The following is a 16,922-nucleotide window of genomic DNA, read 5'->3' on the forward strand; positions in this document are numbered from 1 at the left end:
CTGCACCCAGTCCCAAAAAACCCTAATACGTCCCGTGCTGCGGCTGGCTCAGCACGATCTGGTTGCCATCGGGGTCGCGGAATTTGGCGGTCTTGAAGAAGTCGCCCACTGATTTGGCCACCGGCATCACCCCATGCAGCGCCAGCCGCCCCAGGTCCTCGGCAATATCGTCCACCACCAGCGTCAGCATGGAAGCGCCGGCGCGGTCGGCGTCGCTCACCACCTGCACCCAGCCGCCGCCGGGCAGTTTCCACTCGGCCACGTCGCCCATCGGGCGGGCATCGGCGGGCCGCCCGAACAGCCGTTCATAGAATTCGATTGCGTCGTTGATGTCCTCCACCGCGATACCGGCCAGCGCGTTGGTGATGGTCAATGCAGCACTCCCTGTGTGGTTGGGAACGAGCCTAGCATGAAGCCGCCCGCGGGGCGCAACTGTTGGCGTTTTCCCGTGGCGCTGCTATAGGCAGGCCCAATTGCTGGGGAGTCGAACATGGCAGAACTCAAGGTCTTGGTAGCGGGTGCAAGCGGGCGTATGGGCGCCGCCAATATCCGGGCTGTCGCTGCCAACAAGGATCTGGTCCTGCATGCCGCGATCGACCGGCCCGGCGCTCCCGCCATCGGGCGTGACGCGGGCAGCTTTGCCGGCATCGAGGATCTGGGCGTGGCGATCGGCGACGATTTCGCCGCTGCGCTGGCCGGGGCCGATGTCATCATCGATTTCACCGCCCCCAGCGCCACGGTTGCCCATGCGCGTCTCGCCGCCACCCATGGCCTCATTCATATCATCGGCACCACCGGCTGTTCCGAGGCCGATGATGCCGCCATTGCCGAAGCCGCGCGCAATGGCGCGCGCATCGTCAAGTCGGGCAATTTTTCGATGGGCGTCGTGGTACTGGCTGACCTCGTGCGCAAGGCGGCCGCGACCCTCGCCGAATTCGATATCGAAATTCTCGAAATGCACCACAACAAGAAGGTCGATGCCCCCTCCGGCACGGCCCTGCTGCTGGGTGAGGCCGCCGCCGCTGGCCGCGAGATTTCCCTGCGCGACCATTCGGTTCGCGTGCGCGATGGCCATACCGGCCCGCGCGAAGCCGGCACGATCGGCTTTGCCACCCTGCGCGGTGGCACCGTGGTGGGCGATCACTCGGTGATCTTTGCCGGTCAGTTCGAGCGGATCGAGCTCAATCACCGCGCCGAAGATCGCGGCATCTTTGCCAATGGCGCCGCCCGGGCCGCCCTGTGGGCCGCGCGGCAGCAGCCCGGCCTTTATTCCATGAACGACGTGCTGGGGCTCTAGACCTTGGTGGCCGCACCCAATTGCTGGATTGGGGTTGCGGCCCGTGCCCACGCTCTGCAAGGGGCGGCCCATGGCTTTGTCATGTTCGCGCATGGCCAGCACACCGCCGTGCGCCGCGTTCAGCCGGGCGACTGGTTTGCCTATTACGCGCCCACCGAAACGCTGGGCGGCAAGGATGCGGTCCGCCGCTTCGTCGCCATCGGCACCATCGCGCCGGGTGACCCTCTGCCCCGGCATATGACCGCCGACATCACCGGCTGGAGCCGGCCCGCGCATTACCTGCCGGCCAGCGAAGCCGACATCTATCCCCTGCTGCCCCAGTTCGATTTCGTCACCGATCCGGTGCACTGGGGCATGTATTTCCGCAAGTCGCTGTTCCCCGTCAGCGCGCGTGACTTTTCCCTCATCGCCGCCGCCATGGGCGTTGGCGCAAGTTTCACCCTCGGAGACTCTGAATGACCGGCACCCTGATCCTCGTGCGCCACGGCCAAAGCGAATGGAACCTCAAGAACCTGTTCACCGGCTGGCGCAATCCCGACCTGACCGAACAGGGTGTGGAAGAAGCCCGCGAAACCGGCCGGGCGATCAAGGCCAAGGGTATCGTGCCCGATCTCTATTACACCTCGGCCTTGCGCCGCGCCCAGCACACGCTCGATCTGATCCTTGAGGAAATGAACATCCTCAACGTCACCATCACCCGCAATGTGGCGCTGAACGAGCGCGACTATGGCGACCTCTCCGGCCTCAACAAGGATGATGCGCGCGAGAAGTGGGGCGAGGAACAGGTGCTTATCTGGCGCCGCAGCTTCGACGTGCCCCCGCCGGGCGGTGAAAGTCTCAAGGACACGGCCGACCGCACCTTGCCCTATTACGACGCCGAGCTGCTGCCCCTGCTCAAAGCCGGCAAGACCGTTCTCGTCACCGCCCATGGCAATTCGCTGCGTGCTTTGGTCATGGCCATCGAAGGGCTCACCCCCGAGCAGATCCTCAAGCGCGAAATCGGCACCGGCCAGCCCACCATCTACAAGATCGGCCCCAACGGCGCCCTCGTCGAACGCGTCGAGATCTGATCTCTACGACCCCACCCACCGGCGCTGCCCGCGGACTTGATCCGCGGGCCACTTTCCTGTCCGCCGGCGCTCCCCCGCCTCCGATGTCATCCCGGCGCAGGCCGGGATCCATATCCGCATCTCACCCCAACACCTGATCTTGCGGTAGCTACCGGACGTGGATTCCGGCCTGCGCCGGAATGACTCTGTGGCTTGCCAGCCACCCCGTCGGATTCACGTGAAACTTCGGACGCTCACCAGCGTCAATGCGCCGCCGAGATCACCCCGGCTTCCCAGCCCAGGATGGCCCGCTTGCGCGGCACGCCCCAGTGATAGCCGGTCAGCGCGCCCGACGTGCCCACCACGCGGTGGCAGGGTACCACAAACGAAATCGGGTTCTTGCCCACGGCTGCGCCCACCGCCCGCGCCGCCTTGGGGCGGCCGATCTGGTTGGCGACATTCTGATAGGTGGTCGCCGCCCCGCAGGGTATCTTGAGCAGCGTCTCCCACACCTGCACCTCGAAGTCGGTGCCGATCAGCACCACCCGCACCGGCCGGTCGGGCGACCAGCGCGAGGGGTCGAACACCTGCGCGATCATCGGGGCCACCCGGTTGTCATCGCGGGTGAAGCGCGCATTGGGCCAGCGATTGGCTAGGTCCTCAAAGGCCTGCTGCACCGAAGTGGTGGCATCGGCAAAGCCAAGGCCGGACATGCCATATTCGGTGGCGGTAGCCACGGCGAGCCCGAAGGGCGATGGCGCCACGCCCCACACCATGTCGAGCCCTGCCCCGCCGGCGCGGAAAATGCCGGGCGGCATGGCCTCATAGGTCACGAACAGGTCATGCAGCCGCGAGGTTGAGCTCAGGCCCACTTCATATGTGGTGTCGAGCACGCTTTGTGCGTCGCGCAGCAGGCTCTTGGCATGGTCGAGCGCCACCGCCTGCGCAAAGCTCTTGGGGCTGAGCCCGCACCAGCGCCGGAACAGGTCGGTCAATTGCCGCTCGCTGAGCCCCAGGCTGCGCGCAAAGCCGTTGAGATCGGCAATGTCGGGGCCGGTCTCGCTCAGATAGCGGATGGCGGCGCGAATGGTGTCATAGTCGCTGGCCGGCGGCATCTGTGTGATCTGGTTCATCCGGGCACCCATTTCGCTCGTCTTGGTTCAGGGTGTCTGACTACGCCTGATATCGGGGCAAAGCGACCCGGTTTTGACCCGGCTCACTGCAGGTGTCGCGCCCGCCGCAATGCGGTGCCCAGGGCCTTGGCAAAGCTCGATTTGTCCTCGCTCTTGAGGCAGGCGCCGATTTCCACGGCTTCGCTGCCGGCCCGCAGATGCACGGCAGTGGTCTTTTCGTTCTCGTCACGCTCCAGCACCAGCCGCACCAGATGCGGATCGAACCGGCGCAGGCTGCGGGTACCGCCGCCATCGATGCTGACGATTTCCAGCTGGTCGGGCCAAAGCGTGATCTGTTCGACGATGCTGAGCTGGCGTGCCTTCCGAACCGTCATCACGGTCAGCCCGGCTCCCCCGGCACAGAAGGCGACGATCGCCGGCACCAGCGCCTCGGGCACCAGTACGGCAAAGGGCGCACCCATCACCGTCGCAGCCGCAAAGGCAATCCACCCACCCGCGACACGCGGGGAGCGGTCTGGTTTCAGCGCCGCAGAAAACAGCGGCGAAGTGGTTGTGGCTTGCATCGGCATGTCGATCTCTCGGAGATAGACTATAGGCCCAGAATCAAAGGCGAGAGAATGGCGACTGCAAAAAAAGTGAAGGCCCTGCCCAAGGCCGATGTGGAGGCCATTTTCGCCCGCTTTCACGAGATCGAACCCGAGCCCAAGGGCGAGCTCGACTACGTCAATGCCTTCACGCTGCTGGTGGCGGTGGTGCTGTCGGCTCAGGCCACCGACGTCGGGGTCAACAAGGCCACCAAGGAACTGTTCCAGCTGGCCCCCGATCCCGCCGCCATGGTGGCGCTGGGGCAGGACGAGATCGAGCGCCATATCAAGACCATCGGCCTGTTCCGCACCAAGGCCAAGAATGTCTTCCTGCTCAGCCAACTGCTGCTCGAGCGGCATGGCGGCGAAGTCCCCGCCGATCGCGCAGCGCTCGAGGCCCTGCCCGGCGTCGGCCGCAAGACCGCCAATGTGGTGCTCAATATCTTCTTCAAGCAGCCCACCATTGCGGTGGATACGCACCTGTTCCGCGTCGGCAACCGCACCGGCATGGCCCCGGGCAAGACCCCGCTCGAGGTCGAGCTGAAACTCGAAAAGCTGATCCCGCCGCAATATATGCTGCATGCCCATCACTGGCTGATCCTGCACGGCCGCTATGTCTGCAAGGCCCGCACACCCGAATGCTGGCGCTGCGAAATCCGCCAATGGTGCCGCTTCGAACCCAAGACCCCGCTGCCCGTGGGGAAGTAGGATTGTTGTGCAACCCACCTAATCTCTCCGAGAGGGGAAAGGAGGCTAGGTGGGGTACATCCTTCACGCCACGCCATAACCCCGCGCCATAGCCGCCGCGAAGCTGGGAATAGCCACCAGCGTGGCCCCTTGCAGATAGATGTAGCGCCGGTTGGCAATAATCTCGCCCTCGGGCACCACATAGCTGGCATCGCCCTTCTTCCCGGCCAGCCAGCGGCGGATCGCGATGGTCGGGGGAATGGTCAGCAGCCCCATGGCGAGGAACGCCGCCATCTTGGCCCAGAAGGCATAATTGGTGACGTAATAGTGCCAGCCGCTGGCCCCAAAAATCACCCGCAGCACGCCCACCACGATCACCAGCGCCGCCAGCCCTCCATAGGCCGCGTCGATGCGCGCCAGCTGCCCGATGCGCGCGCCGCCCAGTCCGGGCCGCAGTAATGCAAACTCCGCCGCGAAGGCGGCTACCAGGGTAAACACGGCCAGGTGATGGGCGATGGCCAGGATCAGGTCGATATCCATTTGCGGCTCCCCGCTGCCTCATGTTAACAGCGCCTACATATATTCAGTGCCAAGTAAGCAATGTCAACATCGCTCCTCAATGCCCCCTATCACCATGGCGACCTGCGCCGGGTCCTGCTCGATACCGCCCTGCGCATCCTCGAACGCGAGGGAGAGGCAGGCTTAGGCCTGCGCGACCTGGCCCGGGCGGTGGGCGTTTCCCCCGCCGCGCCCTATCGCCATTTCGATAGCCGCGCCGCTCTGCTCGAAGCTCTGGCCGTCACCGGCTTCCAGCGCTTCACCCAGGCCATGCGCGACGTGGCGGCCTCTCAGCCCGCCGATCCGCTGACGGCCATGGGCAAGACCTATGTCATGTTCGCGCTCGATAATGCTGGCCTGTTCCGGCTGATGTTCTCGCCTCAGTTGCGCAAGGACAACCGGCCGGGCCTGCGCATGGCGGCCGATGCGGCCTTTGCCACTTTGCGCGAGCTGACCGGCGGCAGCGATCGCAACGGACGCGTCGCCGCTCTGGCGGCCTGGGCGCGGGTGCATGGACTGGCAGTTTTGCTGCTCGATGGCCAGATCGCCCTGCAGGCGGGCGAGGATATCGAGGCGCTGGTCAGCGAGATCATCGAGAAGCACTAGGTTGCCGCCGCCCCGCCCTTGCTCTAAACCGACTGACGGCTCCCCTCCTGCCGGAAAAATTCATGACCCAGACCCGCTTCGACGTCCTCACCATCGGCAATGCCATTGTCGATGTCATCGCCCCTGTGGATGAGGGCTTCATCACCGGCGAGGGCATGAACAAGGGCATCATGCACCTGATCGACAGCGATCGCGCGGCCGATCTCTATGGCAAGATGCCGATGCAGCGGCAGCGCTTTTCGGGCGGCAGCGCCGGCAATACCGCCTCGGGCGTGGCCTCGTTGGGTGGCCGCGCGGCTTTCGTCGGCAAGGTGGCGCAGGATGAGCTGGGAGATGTCTTTGCCACCGACATGGCCGACCAGGGCGTGCATTACGCCACCTCGCGCCTGATCAATGGCGCCATGACGGCGCGCTGCATGATCTTCGTCACCGACGATGGCGAGCGCACAATGAATACCTATCTCGGCGCCTGCCACGAGCTGACCGAGGCCGATATCATCGAAGACGAAATCGGTGGCTCGGCCATCACCTATATGGAGGGGTTCCTGTGGGACCCGGTCGAGGCCAAGAAGGCCTTCGTGCGCGCCGCGCACTATGCCCACAAGCATGAGCGCGCCTCGGCCTTTACCCTCAGCGATCCGTTTTGCGTCGATCGCTTCCGCCCCGAGTTCCTCGACCTGATCCGCTCCAAGACCATCGACTATGTCTTTGCCAATGTGCATGAGCTGAAGTCGCTCTACGAGACCGACGATCTCGGCGTCGCGGTGCGTGAAATCGCCAAGGATGCAGAACTCGCCGCCATCACCATGGGCGCCGATGGCGCCATGGCCATTTTCAATGGCGAAGTGGTTTCGGTCCCGGCCTTCCCGGTCGACAAGGTGGTCGATGCCACCGGCGCCGGCGATCTCTTCGCCTCGGGCTTCCTGCTCGGTATGGCGCGCGGCCAGACCATCGAAAGCGCCCTCAAGACCGGGTGCCTCGCCGCCTCCGAGGTCATCAGCCACATCGGCGCCCGCCCCCAGATCGACCTCGAAGACCTCGGCCGCCAGCACGGCCTGATCGGCTAAGGAACGGCTGCTACGCCAGACGCGATGTCATCCCGGCCTTGAGCCGGGATCCATCCTGAGATGCCTTTTTGAGATATCCGGCCCTGGGCAATTCTGGCTAGCCGCCGAAATCGCCCAGCTCGCGCCGCGTCTCTGCCAGCGCATCGGCCGTTGTGTCTGTCGGCCGGAATTCCAGCCCCACAAACCCGCCATAGCCCTGCCCCGCCAGCCAGTCGAGGCTCGCCTTGAGCGGCAATTGCCCGGTGTCTGGCTGGTTGCGGCCGGGATGATCGGCCACATGGATATGCGCGATCCGATCCACGCGCCCGGCCAGCACGCTGGCAGTGTCCTCGCCCATCACCATGGAATGGTAGAGATCATAGAGCAGCGCGATCTCGGGCCGGTTGACCGCATCGACGATGTCGAGCCCTTCCGAGGTGGAGGGCAAATAATACCCCTTGTGGTCGACCAGCGTATTGAGCGGCTCCAGCGCCAGCCGCACGCCCGACCCCGCCAGCACCTCGGCCGACCGCGCCATGGCTTCCACCAGCGCCTCATGCTGGCTCTGGCGCGCTATGCCGGGCAGTTCCGGCCCCGCCTGCGCGATCATCACCGGCGCGCCGAGCCGTTGCGCCACGGCAAGGCTTTGCGCCAGTCCATCGAGGAACCGCTGGTGGTCGGATACTCGCGTCAGCTCGGCAAACGGCTCGGCGACGATCCCGGCCAGCGCGAGCCCGGTCTCCCCCAAGGCATCCTCGATCGCGTCGAGGTCCTTGTTCGACCACAGCCAGAATTCCACCGCCGCCATGCCATTGGCCTTGGCGAGGTGGATGCGCTGCGCCACATCGGCGCTTTCGCGCGTAAACAGCATGTCGATGCAGGCGGAATAGCCCCTCATGCCAGGCGCGAGCCGGTATTCATTTCCAGGAGGATTGCCCGGGCCGCGGCGGTCGGGTCGGCGGCCTCGATGATCGGGCGGGCAACGACCAGATGGCTCGCCCCGGCACCCAGCGCCTCGGCCGGGCCCATCACGCGCTTCTGGTCGCCCAGAGCGGCGCCCTTGGGGCGGATGCCCGGGGTCACTATGGCCATTTTGGGCCCCACAATGGTGCGCACCATTTCCGCTTCATGGGGCGAGGCGACCACGCCGCCAATCCCCGCATCGCGCGCCTGCTGGGCGCGCAGGGCCACCAGCCCCGCCGCGTCGCGGGCATAGCCGGCATCGCGCACGTCGGCATCGTCCATCGAGGTCAGCACGGTCACGCCCAGCACGCAGAGGCCCGATCCGGCCGCGGCGCGGGCGGCTGCGGCCATGGTCTTTGGATAGGCATGCACGGTCAGCATGGCCGCGCCCGTCTCGGCAAAGGCCGCGACGCCTTTTTCGACGGTGTTGTCGATATCGAGCAGCTTGAGGTCGAAGAACACCTTCTTGCCCGCCGCGATCAGCGCCTTGCCCAGCGCATAGCCATCGGCGCCGTAAAAGCACTGGTAGCCGATCTTGTAGAAGTCGACGCTATCGCCGAGCAGTGCAACGATTTCTTCGGCGCGGGCGCGCGATGAAACGTCCAGGCCCACGATCAATTGGCCAGCCATGGTCGAACCTCCGATATGTATGATGAGGCCGGACTAAACCAAATCCGGCCGCATCGCAACCACGGCTAGGCGAACCAGTCCGGTGCCAGGGTTTCCATGGCCGTCCAGTCGCAGATCAGCCGCCTTTCGGTGATGTCGAAGACAAGGCAATTGCCCCCGCCGGGCTTACCGCCATTGCCCTGGTCTTCGCTGCGGGCAATGGTCCGCGCCGCCAGATGGCATTTGAGCAAGGTGCCCACCGCGCCATGCCCGCAGAAGATCACCGGTCCCGGCTGGCTCAGCCCGGACAGTGCCCGCTGCACCGCATCGACGATCCGCGCCTGCGCGTCGAGCGCCCGCTCCCAGCCGTCAATGCTCTGCCCCGGCTGCTCGAAAAACCGGTTGGCGGTGTCCTCGAACAGCGCCGGGGGCAGAAAGCCGGTGGCGCTGCGATCATTCTCGCCCATCTGGTGGTCGATCTGCACCGGGGTGCCAGTGCGCGCCGCGATCAGGTCGGCCAGTTCCAGCGCCTTGCGCTCCCCGCTCGAAAAGATCGGCGCGCCCTCCGGCACGGCGCCCGAGGTGGCAAAGGCTTCGGCGCGCTGCCGCCCCAAGGCCGACAGCCCCCACAGCGGCACCGGCACGCTGGCGTCCAGGTCGACCTGGGGATGCGTCACATAGAGGGCCCGCATTTGGGTTATCCGCGGCTGAAATGGGTCAGTTCGTGCACCATCTGGTCCACCTTGCGCTTGATGGCGGGTTCGACGAATCCGCCCTCTTCATCGAATGCCCCCTCGGCCGGGCCGATCCCCAGCAGGGTCGGCACCACCAGCGCCCCCACCTTGGACAGTGAGTCGCGCAGATGGCTGAGCGACCAGATCGTGCCGTATTTGCCCGAGCTGACCCCGCCAATGCCGAAAATGGCGTTGCGGAACGGGCTCGGCCGCTGCCGGCTGATCCAGGTGATGGCATTGACCAGCAGCGGTGGCACGCCCCCATTATATTCCGGGCTCGCGATGAAGACGATATCGTGGCTGCGCCAAAGTTCGGCCAACTGCACGGCCGCTTCGGGCATATTGTCCTCGAGATCTTCGTTGAAGATCGGCAGGTCGAAATCGCCAAGGTCGATGGCATTGACGCTCACGCCGGCCGCCGCCAACTTCTCGCCCATATGGGCCTGCAGCATCCGGTTATACGAGCCCTTGCGGATGGAGCCGGAAAGCGTGAGGGCGGTGACCATGCGGATAGACTCCTGATTTTGTTGCCCAATCCTGCGATGCCGGGGATATCCGCGCAAGACCCGATTGGCACGATCCGTCTGGCGCCATCTTGACCGCCAAGACCCGGCGCTCTATACTTAAGCAATCAATTAAGTAACAGGAGACAGGATATGACCACGTCCATTTTCGTCAATCTCCCGGTGGCCGACCTGCCGGCCTCCAAGGCCTTCTTCACCAGCCTGGGCTTCAGCTTCAATGCCCAGTTCACCGATGAGACGGCCGCCGCCCTGGTCATCGATGACAGCATCTATTTCATGCTGCTCACCAAGCCCAAATTCTCCGAATTCATCACCCTGCCGATTGCCGATGCCAAACAGGCGACGCAGGCGCTCTATGCCATCTCGCGCGACAGCAAGCTGGAGGTCGACGAGATCATGACCGCGGCCCTCGCTGCTGGCGGCACCGAGCCCCGCCCGGTGCAGGATCTGGGCTTCATGTATTCGCGTGCCTTCGCCGATCTCGACGGCCACATCTGGGAATTTCTCTGGATGGACCCGACCTACGTGCAGTAGGGCGTGGCAGGCCTCGGCTTGCCGAGGTCGCTTGCGTCTGCCTATCCTCCCTGCAAACAGGGAGGCCGCGATGGCAGCAAAACTGGTCGTTACCGGGCTGAGCCACGACTTGCAGGCCGGCAAGTCCTATGTGTCGATCATCTGGACCGATGATCCCGCCAAGCGCCTGGGCCTCGAAGTGCCCTATGGCACCGCGCTGGCCGATGCCGAACAGGCCGCGCGCACGGCGCTCGATGCGCTGGCGCGCGAGCTCGATGCCAGCGCGCTGTCCCTGCCCTAGCCCAGGCGCAGCAGGCGCTTGAGCCGCCGCACCTGCCGCTCCTTGCGATAGCGGTAGAAATAGTCATTGGTCATCAGGTGCCGGTAGGTGCGCTTGAACGCCACGCGCGACCAGCTCAGCCAGGGTTTCGCATTGGCCGAATAATGCACGATATGGGGGTTGAACACCTCATGCGCCGGTTCGGGATTCTGCAGGTTCCAGCGCGTATCGAGCTCCTGGAACCGCCCCTTGAACACGTAGTTGATGATGTCCTGGTCGTAATAGAACAGCGCCAGCTCGTCTGGCGTCAGGCTGGCATTGAGCGTCAGCGCGAAATCCATGCCGCGATACTGCTCCAGGTCGATCAGCATCACCCCGGCATTGTAATAGGGCTCGGCCATCGAAAAGGCCGAGCGCTGGGTCAGGTCCTTGCCGGCAATGCAGTGCATGCGGTCCGGCTGCAGCACCGCGCCGATTGCCTTGCCGTCCAGATCGGCATGGAACAGCCCCTCGATCGGGCTGCGCACGAAGATATCGCAGTCCAGATACAGCACCCGGTTCACATCGGCCGGCAGCAGGTCGCCGAGGAACAGCCGGGCATAGACGATGGGGTTGAGCCGCCGCAGCCGGATCTGGGGAAATCCGGCAATGCGTTCGGACAGGATATTGGTGGCATCGAGGTCAATGAAATTGAGTGCCGCGCCATAGTCGCGCCCGATCGAGGCGATGGCGTCGAAATGCTCGCCCGCCGCCAGTCCCGAATGGATGACGTGGAACCGCAGGTCCTGCGGCCGGCTCGTGGTCAGGCAGACCGAGCGCATGCTGGCATAGGCCGGCGCCCAGAACCCGTCATCAAACGTTACGGCTATGTCGATCACGCGCGCCCCCGTGCCCCGTCCCCCTGGGGCGATCAGGCCTCGAACATCTTCTTGATCTTGGAGAAGAAGCCTTCCGAGGTCGGATTGGTGTCTTCCGTGGTGATGCGCTGGAATTCCTCCAGCAGCTCGCGCTGGCGGCGGCTCAGATTCTGCGGCGTCTCGATATCGAGCTGCACATAGAGATCGCCGACATCCTTGCTGCGCAGCACAGGCATGCCCTTGCCCTTGAGGCGCACGCGCTGGCCCGGCTGGGTGCCGGCTGCGACCTTCACCTTGGCCCGGGCATTGTCGAGCGTGGGCACTTCGAATTCCCCGCCCAAAGCGGCCGTGGTCATGGCGATCGGCACACGCGCATAAAGGTCCGCGCCATCGCGCTGGAACAGGTCATGCGGGCGGATCGAGATGAAGATATAGAGGTCGCCCGGCGGGCCGCCGCGCAGCCCCGCCTCGCCCTCATTGGCCAGCCGGATGCGCGTGCCATCCTCGATGCCCTTGGGAATATCGACCGAGAGCTTGCGATTTTCCTGCCGGCGGCCCTGGCCACCGCAATCGGTGCAGGGCTGGTCCATCATCTGGCCGCGGCCCTGGCAGACCGGGCAGGTGCGTTCGATGGTGAAGAACCCCTGTGCCGCGCGCACCTTGCCATGGCCATTGCACTGGCGGCAGGTATGGGTGCCGGTGCCCGGCTTGGCGCCCGAGCCCTCGCAGGTGTCGCAGCCGACCAGCGTCGGCACGTCGATCTCGACAGTGCGGCCTTCAAAGCTCTCCTCGAGGCTGATCTCGAGATTGTAGCGCAGGTCCGAGCCGCGCAGCTTGGAGGCGCCGCCGCCACCGCTGCGGCCGCGACCGCCGCCCATGAAGTCGCCAAAAATGTCATCGAAGATGTCGGACATTGACGAGGTGAATTCGGGGCCGAAGCCATTGGCGCCGCGTCCGCCGCCATTTTCGAAGGCCGCGTGGCCGAACCGGTCATAGGCGGCGCGCTTCTGGCCGTCCTTGAGCGTGTCGTAGGCTTCGTTGATTTCCTTGAACTTGGCTTCCGCTTCGGCATTGCCCGGATTGCGGTCGGGGTGATGCTGCATCGCAAGCTTGCGATAGGCGCTCTTCAGCGCTGCATCATCGGCGCCCTTCTGCACGCCGAGCACGTCGTAGAAATCCCGCTTTGCCAAAAGTCCAGTCTCCAATACCGCGCGCCGGGTTGCCGGCGCGCGCGTGTGTGCCGTAAGCCTCCCGTGCCCCTAGATGGCGATCGGAACCGCCGCCCGCAAGGGTTTCGAGGCGTTGAGCCGCAGGTAATGCTGGGGCTCCATAGCAAGGCAGGCCCCGCCCATCAATCCGCCCGGGCCCCTGATGAGGCACGTTCGGCAAAAAAGGAGCCGCCCGCAGGCGGCCCATTGCTCAATTCTTCGGGAAAATCCGACGAAGGTCTTAGCTGCGCCGCTCCGGGAAGAAGGCCTGGCTGAGCGCGTCGGCGGCGTCGCTTTGCGCGAACAGCGCCTTGGTCACCACCAGCCCCAGCCCGAAAAAGCCCTGCGTCACCCCGTCATAGGTCCAGCAGCGCGTTTTGACCCCGGCCGCTTCGAGCGCCTCGGCCAAAGCCTCGCCTTCCGAGCGCAGCGGATCGATCCCCGCCAGCACGATGGTGGCCGGCGCCAGCCGCGCCAGGTCGTGCCGCGCCACCAGGTCAATGCGCGGATCGGCCAGCGCACTGGCATCCTCGAGCAGGTGGCGGAACCGCCAGCGCATGGCCGGCAGGCCGATCGGGCGGGCGCGCAGTGTCTCGCCATAGGAAGCGGTGCTGAGATCGCCCCCGGCAATCGGATGGATCAGCAGCTGGTGGATCGGGGCGATGATCTTGGGATGGTCGCGCGAGAGCAGCGCCACATGCATGGCGAGGTTCCCCCCGGCATCTTCCCCGGCCACGGCCAGCCGGCGCGGATCCCCGCCCAGCTCCACCGCCTGCAGCGTCATCCAGCGCCAGGCGGCAAAGGCATCGTCATGGGCGGCGGGAAACTTGTATTCGGGCGCCAGCCGGTAGGCCGCCGAGATCACGATCGCCCCGGTGCGCCGGGCAATGGCCCGAGCCGAAGCGTCATGGCTGTCGAGATCGCCGGTCACGAACCCGCCGCCATGGAAATACATCACCATCGGATTGAGCCGCTTGAGCAGGCCCTGCGGGCGATAGATGCGGGCGGCCAGTGCCTCTTCGGCGCCATCCACCGTGATGTCTTCGGCATCCACGCCATCCTCGGGGCGCTCGCGGCGCTGCAGGTCGAGGATTGCGTTGATGGCGTCGACCGGCTTGGGCTGGCGGCGCGCGATATGGGGCGGAATGTTTTCCAGCGGGCGGGCGCCCAGGTCACCCAGCCGGTCGAGCACATGCTTCATGTCGGCATCAAGCCGCGCCATCGGGTCGCCCGAGATCAGCTCGGCCATGCGCCCGATCGAGTCGGAGGCGGGAATATCGGGTGCGGGAAAGGATGAGGGGTCAGTCATGGGGTCGTCTCGCAAGCGCTGAGGCCCGGCAGTTGGAGCCCAAAACCGGCCGGGACTTGGGCGCGATTGGGCTCATTTTGAGGCAGACGAGGCCTGCCCCGGCCAGCAGCGGGGGATTGGGGCGGCGGGGCGCCCGCCAATCCGGTGGTAAGATCAGCCGTCTGCCCGGCCCCTGCCCGGTGATTCACGTGAAACCGCCGGATGGTTGGGGCCGAAACAACGGCAAAGAGAAAGGGGTCCGGCTTGCGCCGAACCCCTGGTTTCTGAGAACCGGAACGACTTAGGCTTGACGCTTGTCGTCGTCGTCCTTGACCTCTTCGAAGTCAGCGTCGACCACGTCGTCATCGCTGTCATCGCTGGTGCCATTGGCCTTGGCTTCGGCTTCCGCCTGGCTGGCCTTGTACATGGCCTCGCCCATCTTCATCGAAGCCTGCGCCAGCGCGTCGGTCTTCTCCTTGATGGCTTCGGCATCGTCGCCTTCGAGCACGCCCTTGAGGTCGACAATGGCGGCCTCGATGGCAGCCTTGTCTTCCGCGGTGACCTTGTCGCCATATTCACCCAGCGACTTTTCGGTCGAGTGGATCAGGCTTTCGGCCTGGTTCTTGGCTTCAACGGCTTCGCGCTTCTTCTTGTCGGCTTCGGCGTTCTGCTCGGCTTCCTTGACCATCTTTTCGATGTCGGCGTCCGACAGGCCACCCGAGGCCTGGATGCGGATCTGCTGTTCCTTGCCGGTACCCTTGTCCTTGGCCGAAACCTGCACGATGCCGTTGGCGTCGATGTCGAAGGTCACTTCGATCTGCGGCACGCCGCGCGGTGCGGGCGGAATGCCGGCCAGGTCGAAATTGCCCAGCAGCTTGTTGTTGGCGGCCATTTCGCGCTCGCCCTGGAACACGCGGATGGTCACCGCGCTCTGGTTGTCCTCGGCGGTCGAGAAGGTCTGGCTCTTCTTGGTCGGGATCGTGGTGTTGCGGTCGATCAGGCGGGTGAACACGCCACCCAGCGTCTCGATGCCCAGCGACAGCGGGGTCACGTCGAGAAGCAGCACGTCCTTGACGTCGCCCTGCAGCACGCCGGCCTGGATGGCCGCGCCGAGCGCCACGACTTCGTCAGGGTTCACGCCCTTGTGCGGCTCCTTGCCGAACAGCTGCTTGACCACTTCCTGCACCTTGGGCATGCGGCTCATGCCGCCGACCAGCACGACTTCGTCGATCTGGCTGGCCGAGACGCCGGCATCCTTGAGCGCCTGCTTGCATGGCTCGATGGTGCGCTGGATCAGGTCATCCACCAGCGATTCCAGCTTCGAGCGGCTCAGCTTGAGCGTCAGGTGCTTGGGGCCGGTCGCGTCGGCGGTGATGAAGGGCAGGTTGATTTCGGTCTGGGTCAGGCTCGACAGTTCGATCTTGGCCTTTTCCGCAGCTTCCTTGAGGCGCTGCAGGGCGAGCTTGTCCGAACGCAGGTCGATGCCCTGCTCCTTCTTGAACTCGTCGGCGAGGTAGTCGACCAGACGCATGTCGAAGTCTTCACCACCCAGGAACGTGTCGCCATTGGTGGACTTCACCTCGAACACGCCGTCGCCGATTTCCAGGATCGACACGTCAAAGGTACCGCCGCCAAGGTCATAGACCGCGATCGTGCCGGTATTCTTCTTGTCGAGGCCATAGGCGAGCGCAGCCGCGGTCGGCTCGTTGATGATGCGCAGCACTTCAAGACCGGCAATCTTGCCGGCGTCCTTGGTGGCCTGGCGCTGGCTGTCGTTGAAATAGGCGGGAACCGTAATGACGGCCTGGGTGACGTTTTCGCCGAGATAGGATTCGGCGGTTTCCTTCATCTTCTGCAGGATCATGGCCGAAACCTGCGAGGGCGAGTACTTTTCGCCCGAGGCTTCCACCCATGCGTCGCCATTATCGGCGGCAACGATCTTGAACGGCACCAGGTTCTTGTCCTTGGCCACGACCTTGTCGTCGTAGCGGCGGCCGATCAGGCGCTTGACGGCAAACAGCGTGCCTTCCGGATTGGTGACAGCCTGGCGCTTGGCCGGCTGGCCAACGAGGCGTTCGCCATCCTTGGAGAATGCAACCATCGAGGGCGTGGTGCGTGCGCCTTCAGCGTTTTCGATGACCTTGGGATTGGCGCCGTCCATCACTGCGACGCAGCTATTGGTGGTGCCCAGATCGATACCGATGACTTTAGCCATAAATCTAGCCTCTCTTTCAGCAAACCCATGCTGGAGCCCTCCGCAGCGGAAGCGGCTCCGCGGCTGTTCGAGCCGGGTTCCTTAATAACGGATATGCGCCCAATTGGGCTTGCTGGCTATATAGGGGGGGTGTCTGGACGCTTCAAGCGTTTCGCAGGCAGATTCGCCGCCGGCCCGGACGAAGCCGGGACCGGCGCTGGAGCCAGCGCCACCGGCCATCAAGTGACGGTGGCGCCGGCCCCCAAAAGGCGCTTGTTTATAGGCGCTTATTCGTCGGTCAGAGTATAGCTGTCGAGCGAGCAGATATCGACGGCTGCGACTTCAAGCGTCGCGCCTTCGCCGGTCTCGAAGCGGAAGTCATACAGGCACTGGTCCGAACCATCGCCGATGGTTACGGTGCCTTCCATGCCCGATTCCAGCGTGCCGGTTTCGCCCAGCAGGTCTTCACCCCAGGTGTTTTCATTGCTCGGGGTGGTGTAGAAGAAATGCAGCGACTGCGAGCTGTTGTTGATCAGCGTGAATTCAACAGTCTGCGCCATCGCCGACGCAGTCCCTGCGACCAGCGCCAGGGCGACGAGCGCGCCCTTAACATTCAGGTTCATTTTTAAACTCCCTGCCCCAAGCACATTGCCGGGGCAGCGGCTTCTAGCACGACTGATAAGGTCGACAATACAGTTGTTTAGCGGGATCTGTGAATAAATCATCGCCCCTATTCTGTATCAGAGGCTCACCATCAGCCCGCTTCTGCCCGGCGGCGAATTGGTCTAGAAA

At 64.6% G+C, this 16,922-nt stretch carries 21 protein-coding genes; 8 read left to right on the forward strand and 13 right to left on the reverse strand.

The window, feature by feature from the left end; all coding sequences use genetic code 11:
• Positions 1–22 precede the first annotated feature (22 nt).
• The gene (locus ACZ5WT_RS05845) at positions 23–373 is read right to left on the reverse strand and encodes a VOC family protein (RefSeq protein WP_464286441.1); all 351 of its coding nucleotides are present in this window, start codon (positions 371–373) and stop codon (positions 23–25) included.
• A 117-nt stretch (positions 374–490) separates the two neighbouring features.
• On the opposite strand from ACZ5WT_RS05845, the gene dapB reads away from it, so the two are divergent.
• The 3 genes from dapB to ACZ5WT_RS05860 all read left to right on the forward strand — a co-directional run bounded on the left by dapB (position 491) and on the right by ACZ5WT_RS05860 (position 2,367).
• Entirely contained in the window at positions 491–1,297 is an 807-nt protein-coding gene (gene dapB, locus ACZ5WT_RS05850; protein WP_464286442.1) for a 4-hydroxy-tetrahydrodipicolinate reductase, read from the forward strand.
• Positions 1,298–1,378: 81 nt separating this feature from the next.
• Complete coding sequence (locus tag ACZ5WT_RS05855) at positions 1,379–1,756, forward strand: EVE domain-containing protein (protein ID WP_464286443.1); 378 nt, start codon at positions 1,379–1,381, stop codon at positions 1,754–1,756.
• A complete protein-coding gene (locus ACZ5WT_RS05860; RefSeq protein WP_464286444.1) occupies positions 1,753–2,367 on the forward strand; it encodes a 2,3-bisphosphoglycerate-dependent phosphoglycerate mutase in 615 nt (204 codons plus the stop codon). The genes ACZ5WT_RS05855 and ACZ5WT_RS05860 overlap by 4 nt, the downstream gene beginning before the upstream one ends.
• A 242-nt stretch (positions 2,368–2,609) precedes the next feature.
• Here the strand turns inward: ACZ5WT_RS05860 and ACZ5WT_RS05865 are convergent, their stop codons facing one another.
• Together ACZ5WT_RS05865 and ACZ5WT_RS05870 are read right to left on the reverse strand one after the other, a co-directional pair.
• Positions 2,610–3,479 (reverse strand): methylated-DNA--[protein]-cysteine S-methyltransferase, encoded by an 870-nt coding sequence (locus tag ACZ5WT_RS05865; protein WP_464286445.1) that lies wholly within the window; start codon positions 3,477–3,479, stop codon positions 2,610–2,612.
• Between the two features lie 83 nt (positions 3,480–3,562).
• Positions 3,563–4,048, reverse strand: a complete 486-nt coding sequence (locus tag ACZ5WT_RS05870; protein ID WP_464286446.1) for a DUF2244 domain-containing protein — start codon at positions 4,046–4,048, stop codon at positions 3,563–3,565.
• Positions 4,049–4,096: 48 nt separating this feature from the next.
• Between ACZ5WT_RS05870 and nth the strand changes: the two genes are divergently transcribed.
• Entirely contained in the window at positions 4,097–4,771 is a 675-nt protein-coding gene (nth, locus tag ACZ5WT_RS05875) for an endonuclease III (protein WP_464286447.1), read from the forward strand.
• A gap of 63 nt (positions 4,772–4,834) precedes the next feature.
• On the opposite strand, the gene ACZ5WT_RS05880 is transcribed toward nth, so the two are convergent.
• A complete protein-coding gene (locus ACZ5WT_RS05880; protein ID WP_464286448.1) occupies positions 4,835–5,290 on the reverse strand; it encodes a DUF2214 family protein in 456 nt (151 codons plus the stop codon).
• A gap of 60 nt (positions 5,291–5,350) precedes the next feature.
• On the opposite strand from ACZ5WT_RS05880, the gene ACZ5WT_RS05885 reads away from it, so the two are divergent.
• Positions 5,351–5,914 carry a TetR/AcrR family transcriptional regulator gene (locus tag ACZ5WT_RS05885; RefSeq protein ID WP_464286449.1) on the forward strand — a complete coding sequence of 188 codons (564 nt, stop codon included), beginning with the start codon at positions 5,351–5,353 and terminating at the stop codon, positions 5,912–5,914.
• Positions 5,915–5,976: 62 nt separating this feature from the next.
• Positions 5,977–6,981 (forward strand): adenosine kinase, encoded by a 1,005-nt coding sequence (locus ACZ5WT_RS05890; RefSeq protein WP_464286450.1) that lies wholly within the window; start codon positions 5,977–5,979, stop codon positions 6,979–6,981.
• Between the two features lie 97 nt (positions 6,982–7,078).
• Here the strand turns inward: ACZ5WT_RS05890 and ACZ5WT_RS05895 are convergent, their stop codons facing one another.
• From ACZ5WT_RS05895 to ACZ5WT_RS05910, 4 genes are all read right to left on the reverse strand, one after another.
• On the reverse strand, positions 7,079–7,858 hold the full coding sequence (locus ACZ5WT_RS05895; RefSeq protein ID WP_464286451.1) for a TIM barrel protein: 780 nt from the start codon (positions 7,856–7,858) through the stop codon (positions 7,079–7,081).
• Positions 7,855–8,553, reverse strand: coding sequence for an orotidine-5'-phosphate decarboxylase (gene pyrF, locus ACZ5WT_RS05900; RefSeq protein ID WP_464286452.1), 699 nt, complete (start codon positions 8,551–8,553; stop codon positions 7,855–7,857). Before pyrF ends, ACZ5WT_RS05895 begins: the two co-directional genes overlap by 4 nt.
• A 65-nt stretch (positions 8,554–8,618) precedes the next feature.
• Entirely contained in the window at positions 8,619–9,224 is a 606-nt protein-coding gene (locus ACZ5WT_RS05905) for a histidine phosphatase family protein (RefSeq protein ID WP_464286453.1), read from the reverse strand.
• A gap of 5 nt (positions 9,225–9,229) precedes the next feature.
• A complete protein-coding gene (locus ACZ5WT_RS05910; RefSeq protein WP_464286454.1) occupies positions 9,230–9,772 on the reverse strand; it encodes an NADPH-dependent FMN reductase in 543 nt (180 codons plus the stop codon).
• A gap of 150 nt (positions 9,773–9,922) precedes the next feature.
• Here ACZ5WT_RS05910 and ACZ5WT_RS05915 point away from each other — a divergent pair, with 150 nt between their 5' ends.
• Together ACZ5WT_RS05915 and ACZ5WT_RS05920 are read left to right on the forward strand one after the other, a co-directional pair.
• Positions 9,923–10,324 carry a VOC family protein gene (locus ACZ5WT_RS05915; RefSeq protein ID WP_464286455.1) on the forward strand — a complete coding sequence of 134 codons (402 nt, stop codon included), beginning with the start codon at positions 9,923–9,925 and terminating at the stop codon, positions 10,322–10,324.
• Positions 10,325–10,394: 70 nt separating this feature from the next.
• On the forward strand, positions 10,395–10,604 hold the full coding sequence (locus ACZ5WT_RS05920) for a hypothetical protein (protein ID WP_464286456.1): 210 nt from the start codon (positions 10,395–10,397) through the stop codon (positions 10,602–10,604).
• On the opposite strand, the gene ACZ5WT_RS05925 is transcribed toward ACZ5WT_RS05920, so the two are convergent.
• From ACZ5WT_RS05925 to ACZ5WT_RS05945, 5 genes are all read right to left on the reverse strand, one after another.
• Entirely contained in the window at positions 10,601–11,461 is an 861-nt protein-coding gene (locus ACZ5WT_RS05925; RefSeq protein WP_464286457.1) for a glycosyltransferase family 8 protein, read from the reverse strand. The genes ACZ5WT_RS05920 and ACZ5WT_RS05925 overlap by 4 nt on opposite strands.
• 32 nt (positions 11,462–11,493) lie before the next feature.
• Positions 11,494–12,630, reverse strand: a complete 1,137-nt coding sequence (gene dnaJ, locus ACZ5WT_RS05930) for a molecular chaperone DnaJ (protein ID WP_464286458.1) — start codon at positions 12,628–12,630, stop codon at positions 11,494–11,496.
• Positions 12,631–12,889: 259 nt separating this feature from the next.
• Positions 12,890–13,957 carry an alpha/beta hydrolase gene (locus ACZ5WT_RS05935; RefSeq protein ID WP_464286459.1) on the reverse strand — a complete coding sequence of 356 codons (1,068 nt, stop codon included), beginning with the start codon at positions 13,955–13,957 and terminating at the stop codon, positions 12,890–12,892.
• Positions 13,958–14,237: 280 nt separating this feature from the next.
• On the reverse strand, positions 14,238–16,151 hold the full coding sequence (dnaK, locus tag ACZ5WT_RS05940; RefSeq protein ID WP_464286460.1) for a molecular chaperone DnaK: 1,914 nt from the start codon (positions 16,149–16,151) through the stop codon (positions 14,238–14,240).
• Positions 16,152–16,417: 266 nt separating this feature from the next.
• Entirely contained in the window at positions 16,418–16,753 is a 336-nt protein-coding gene (locus ACZ5WT_RS05945; protein WP_464286461.1) for a hypothetical protein, read from the reverse strand.
• Positions 16,754–16,922: the final 169 nt, after the last annotated feature.

It is taken from the genome of Devosia sp. T2-14, from assembly GCF_055397495.1.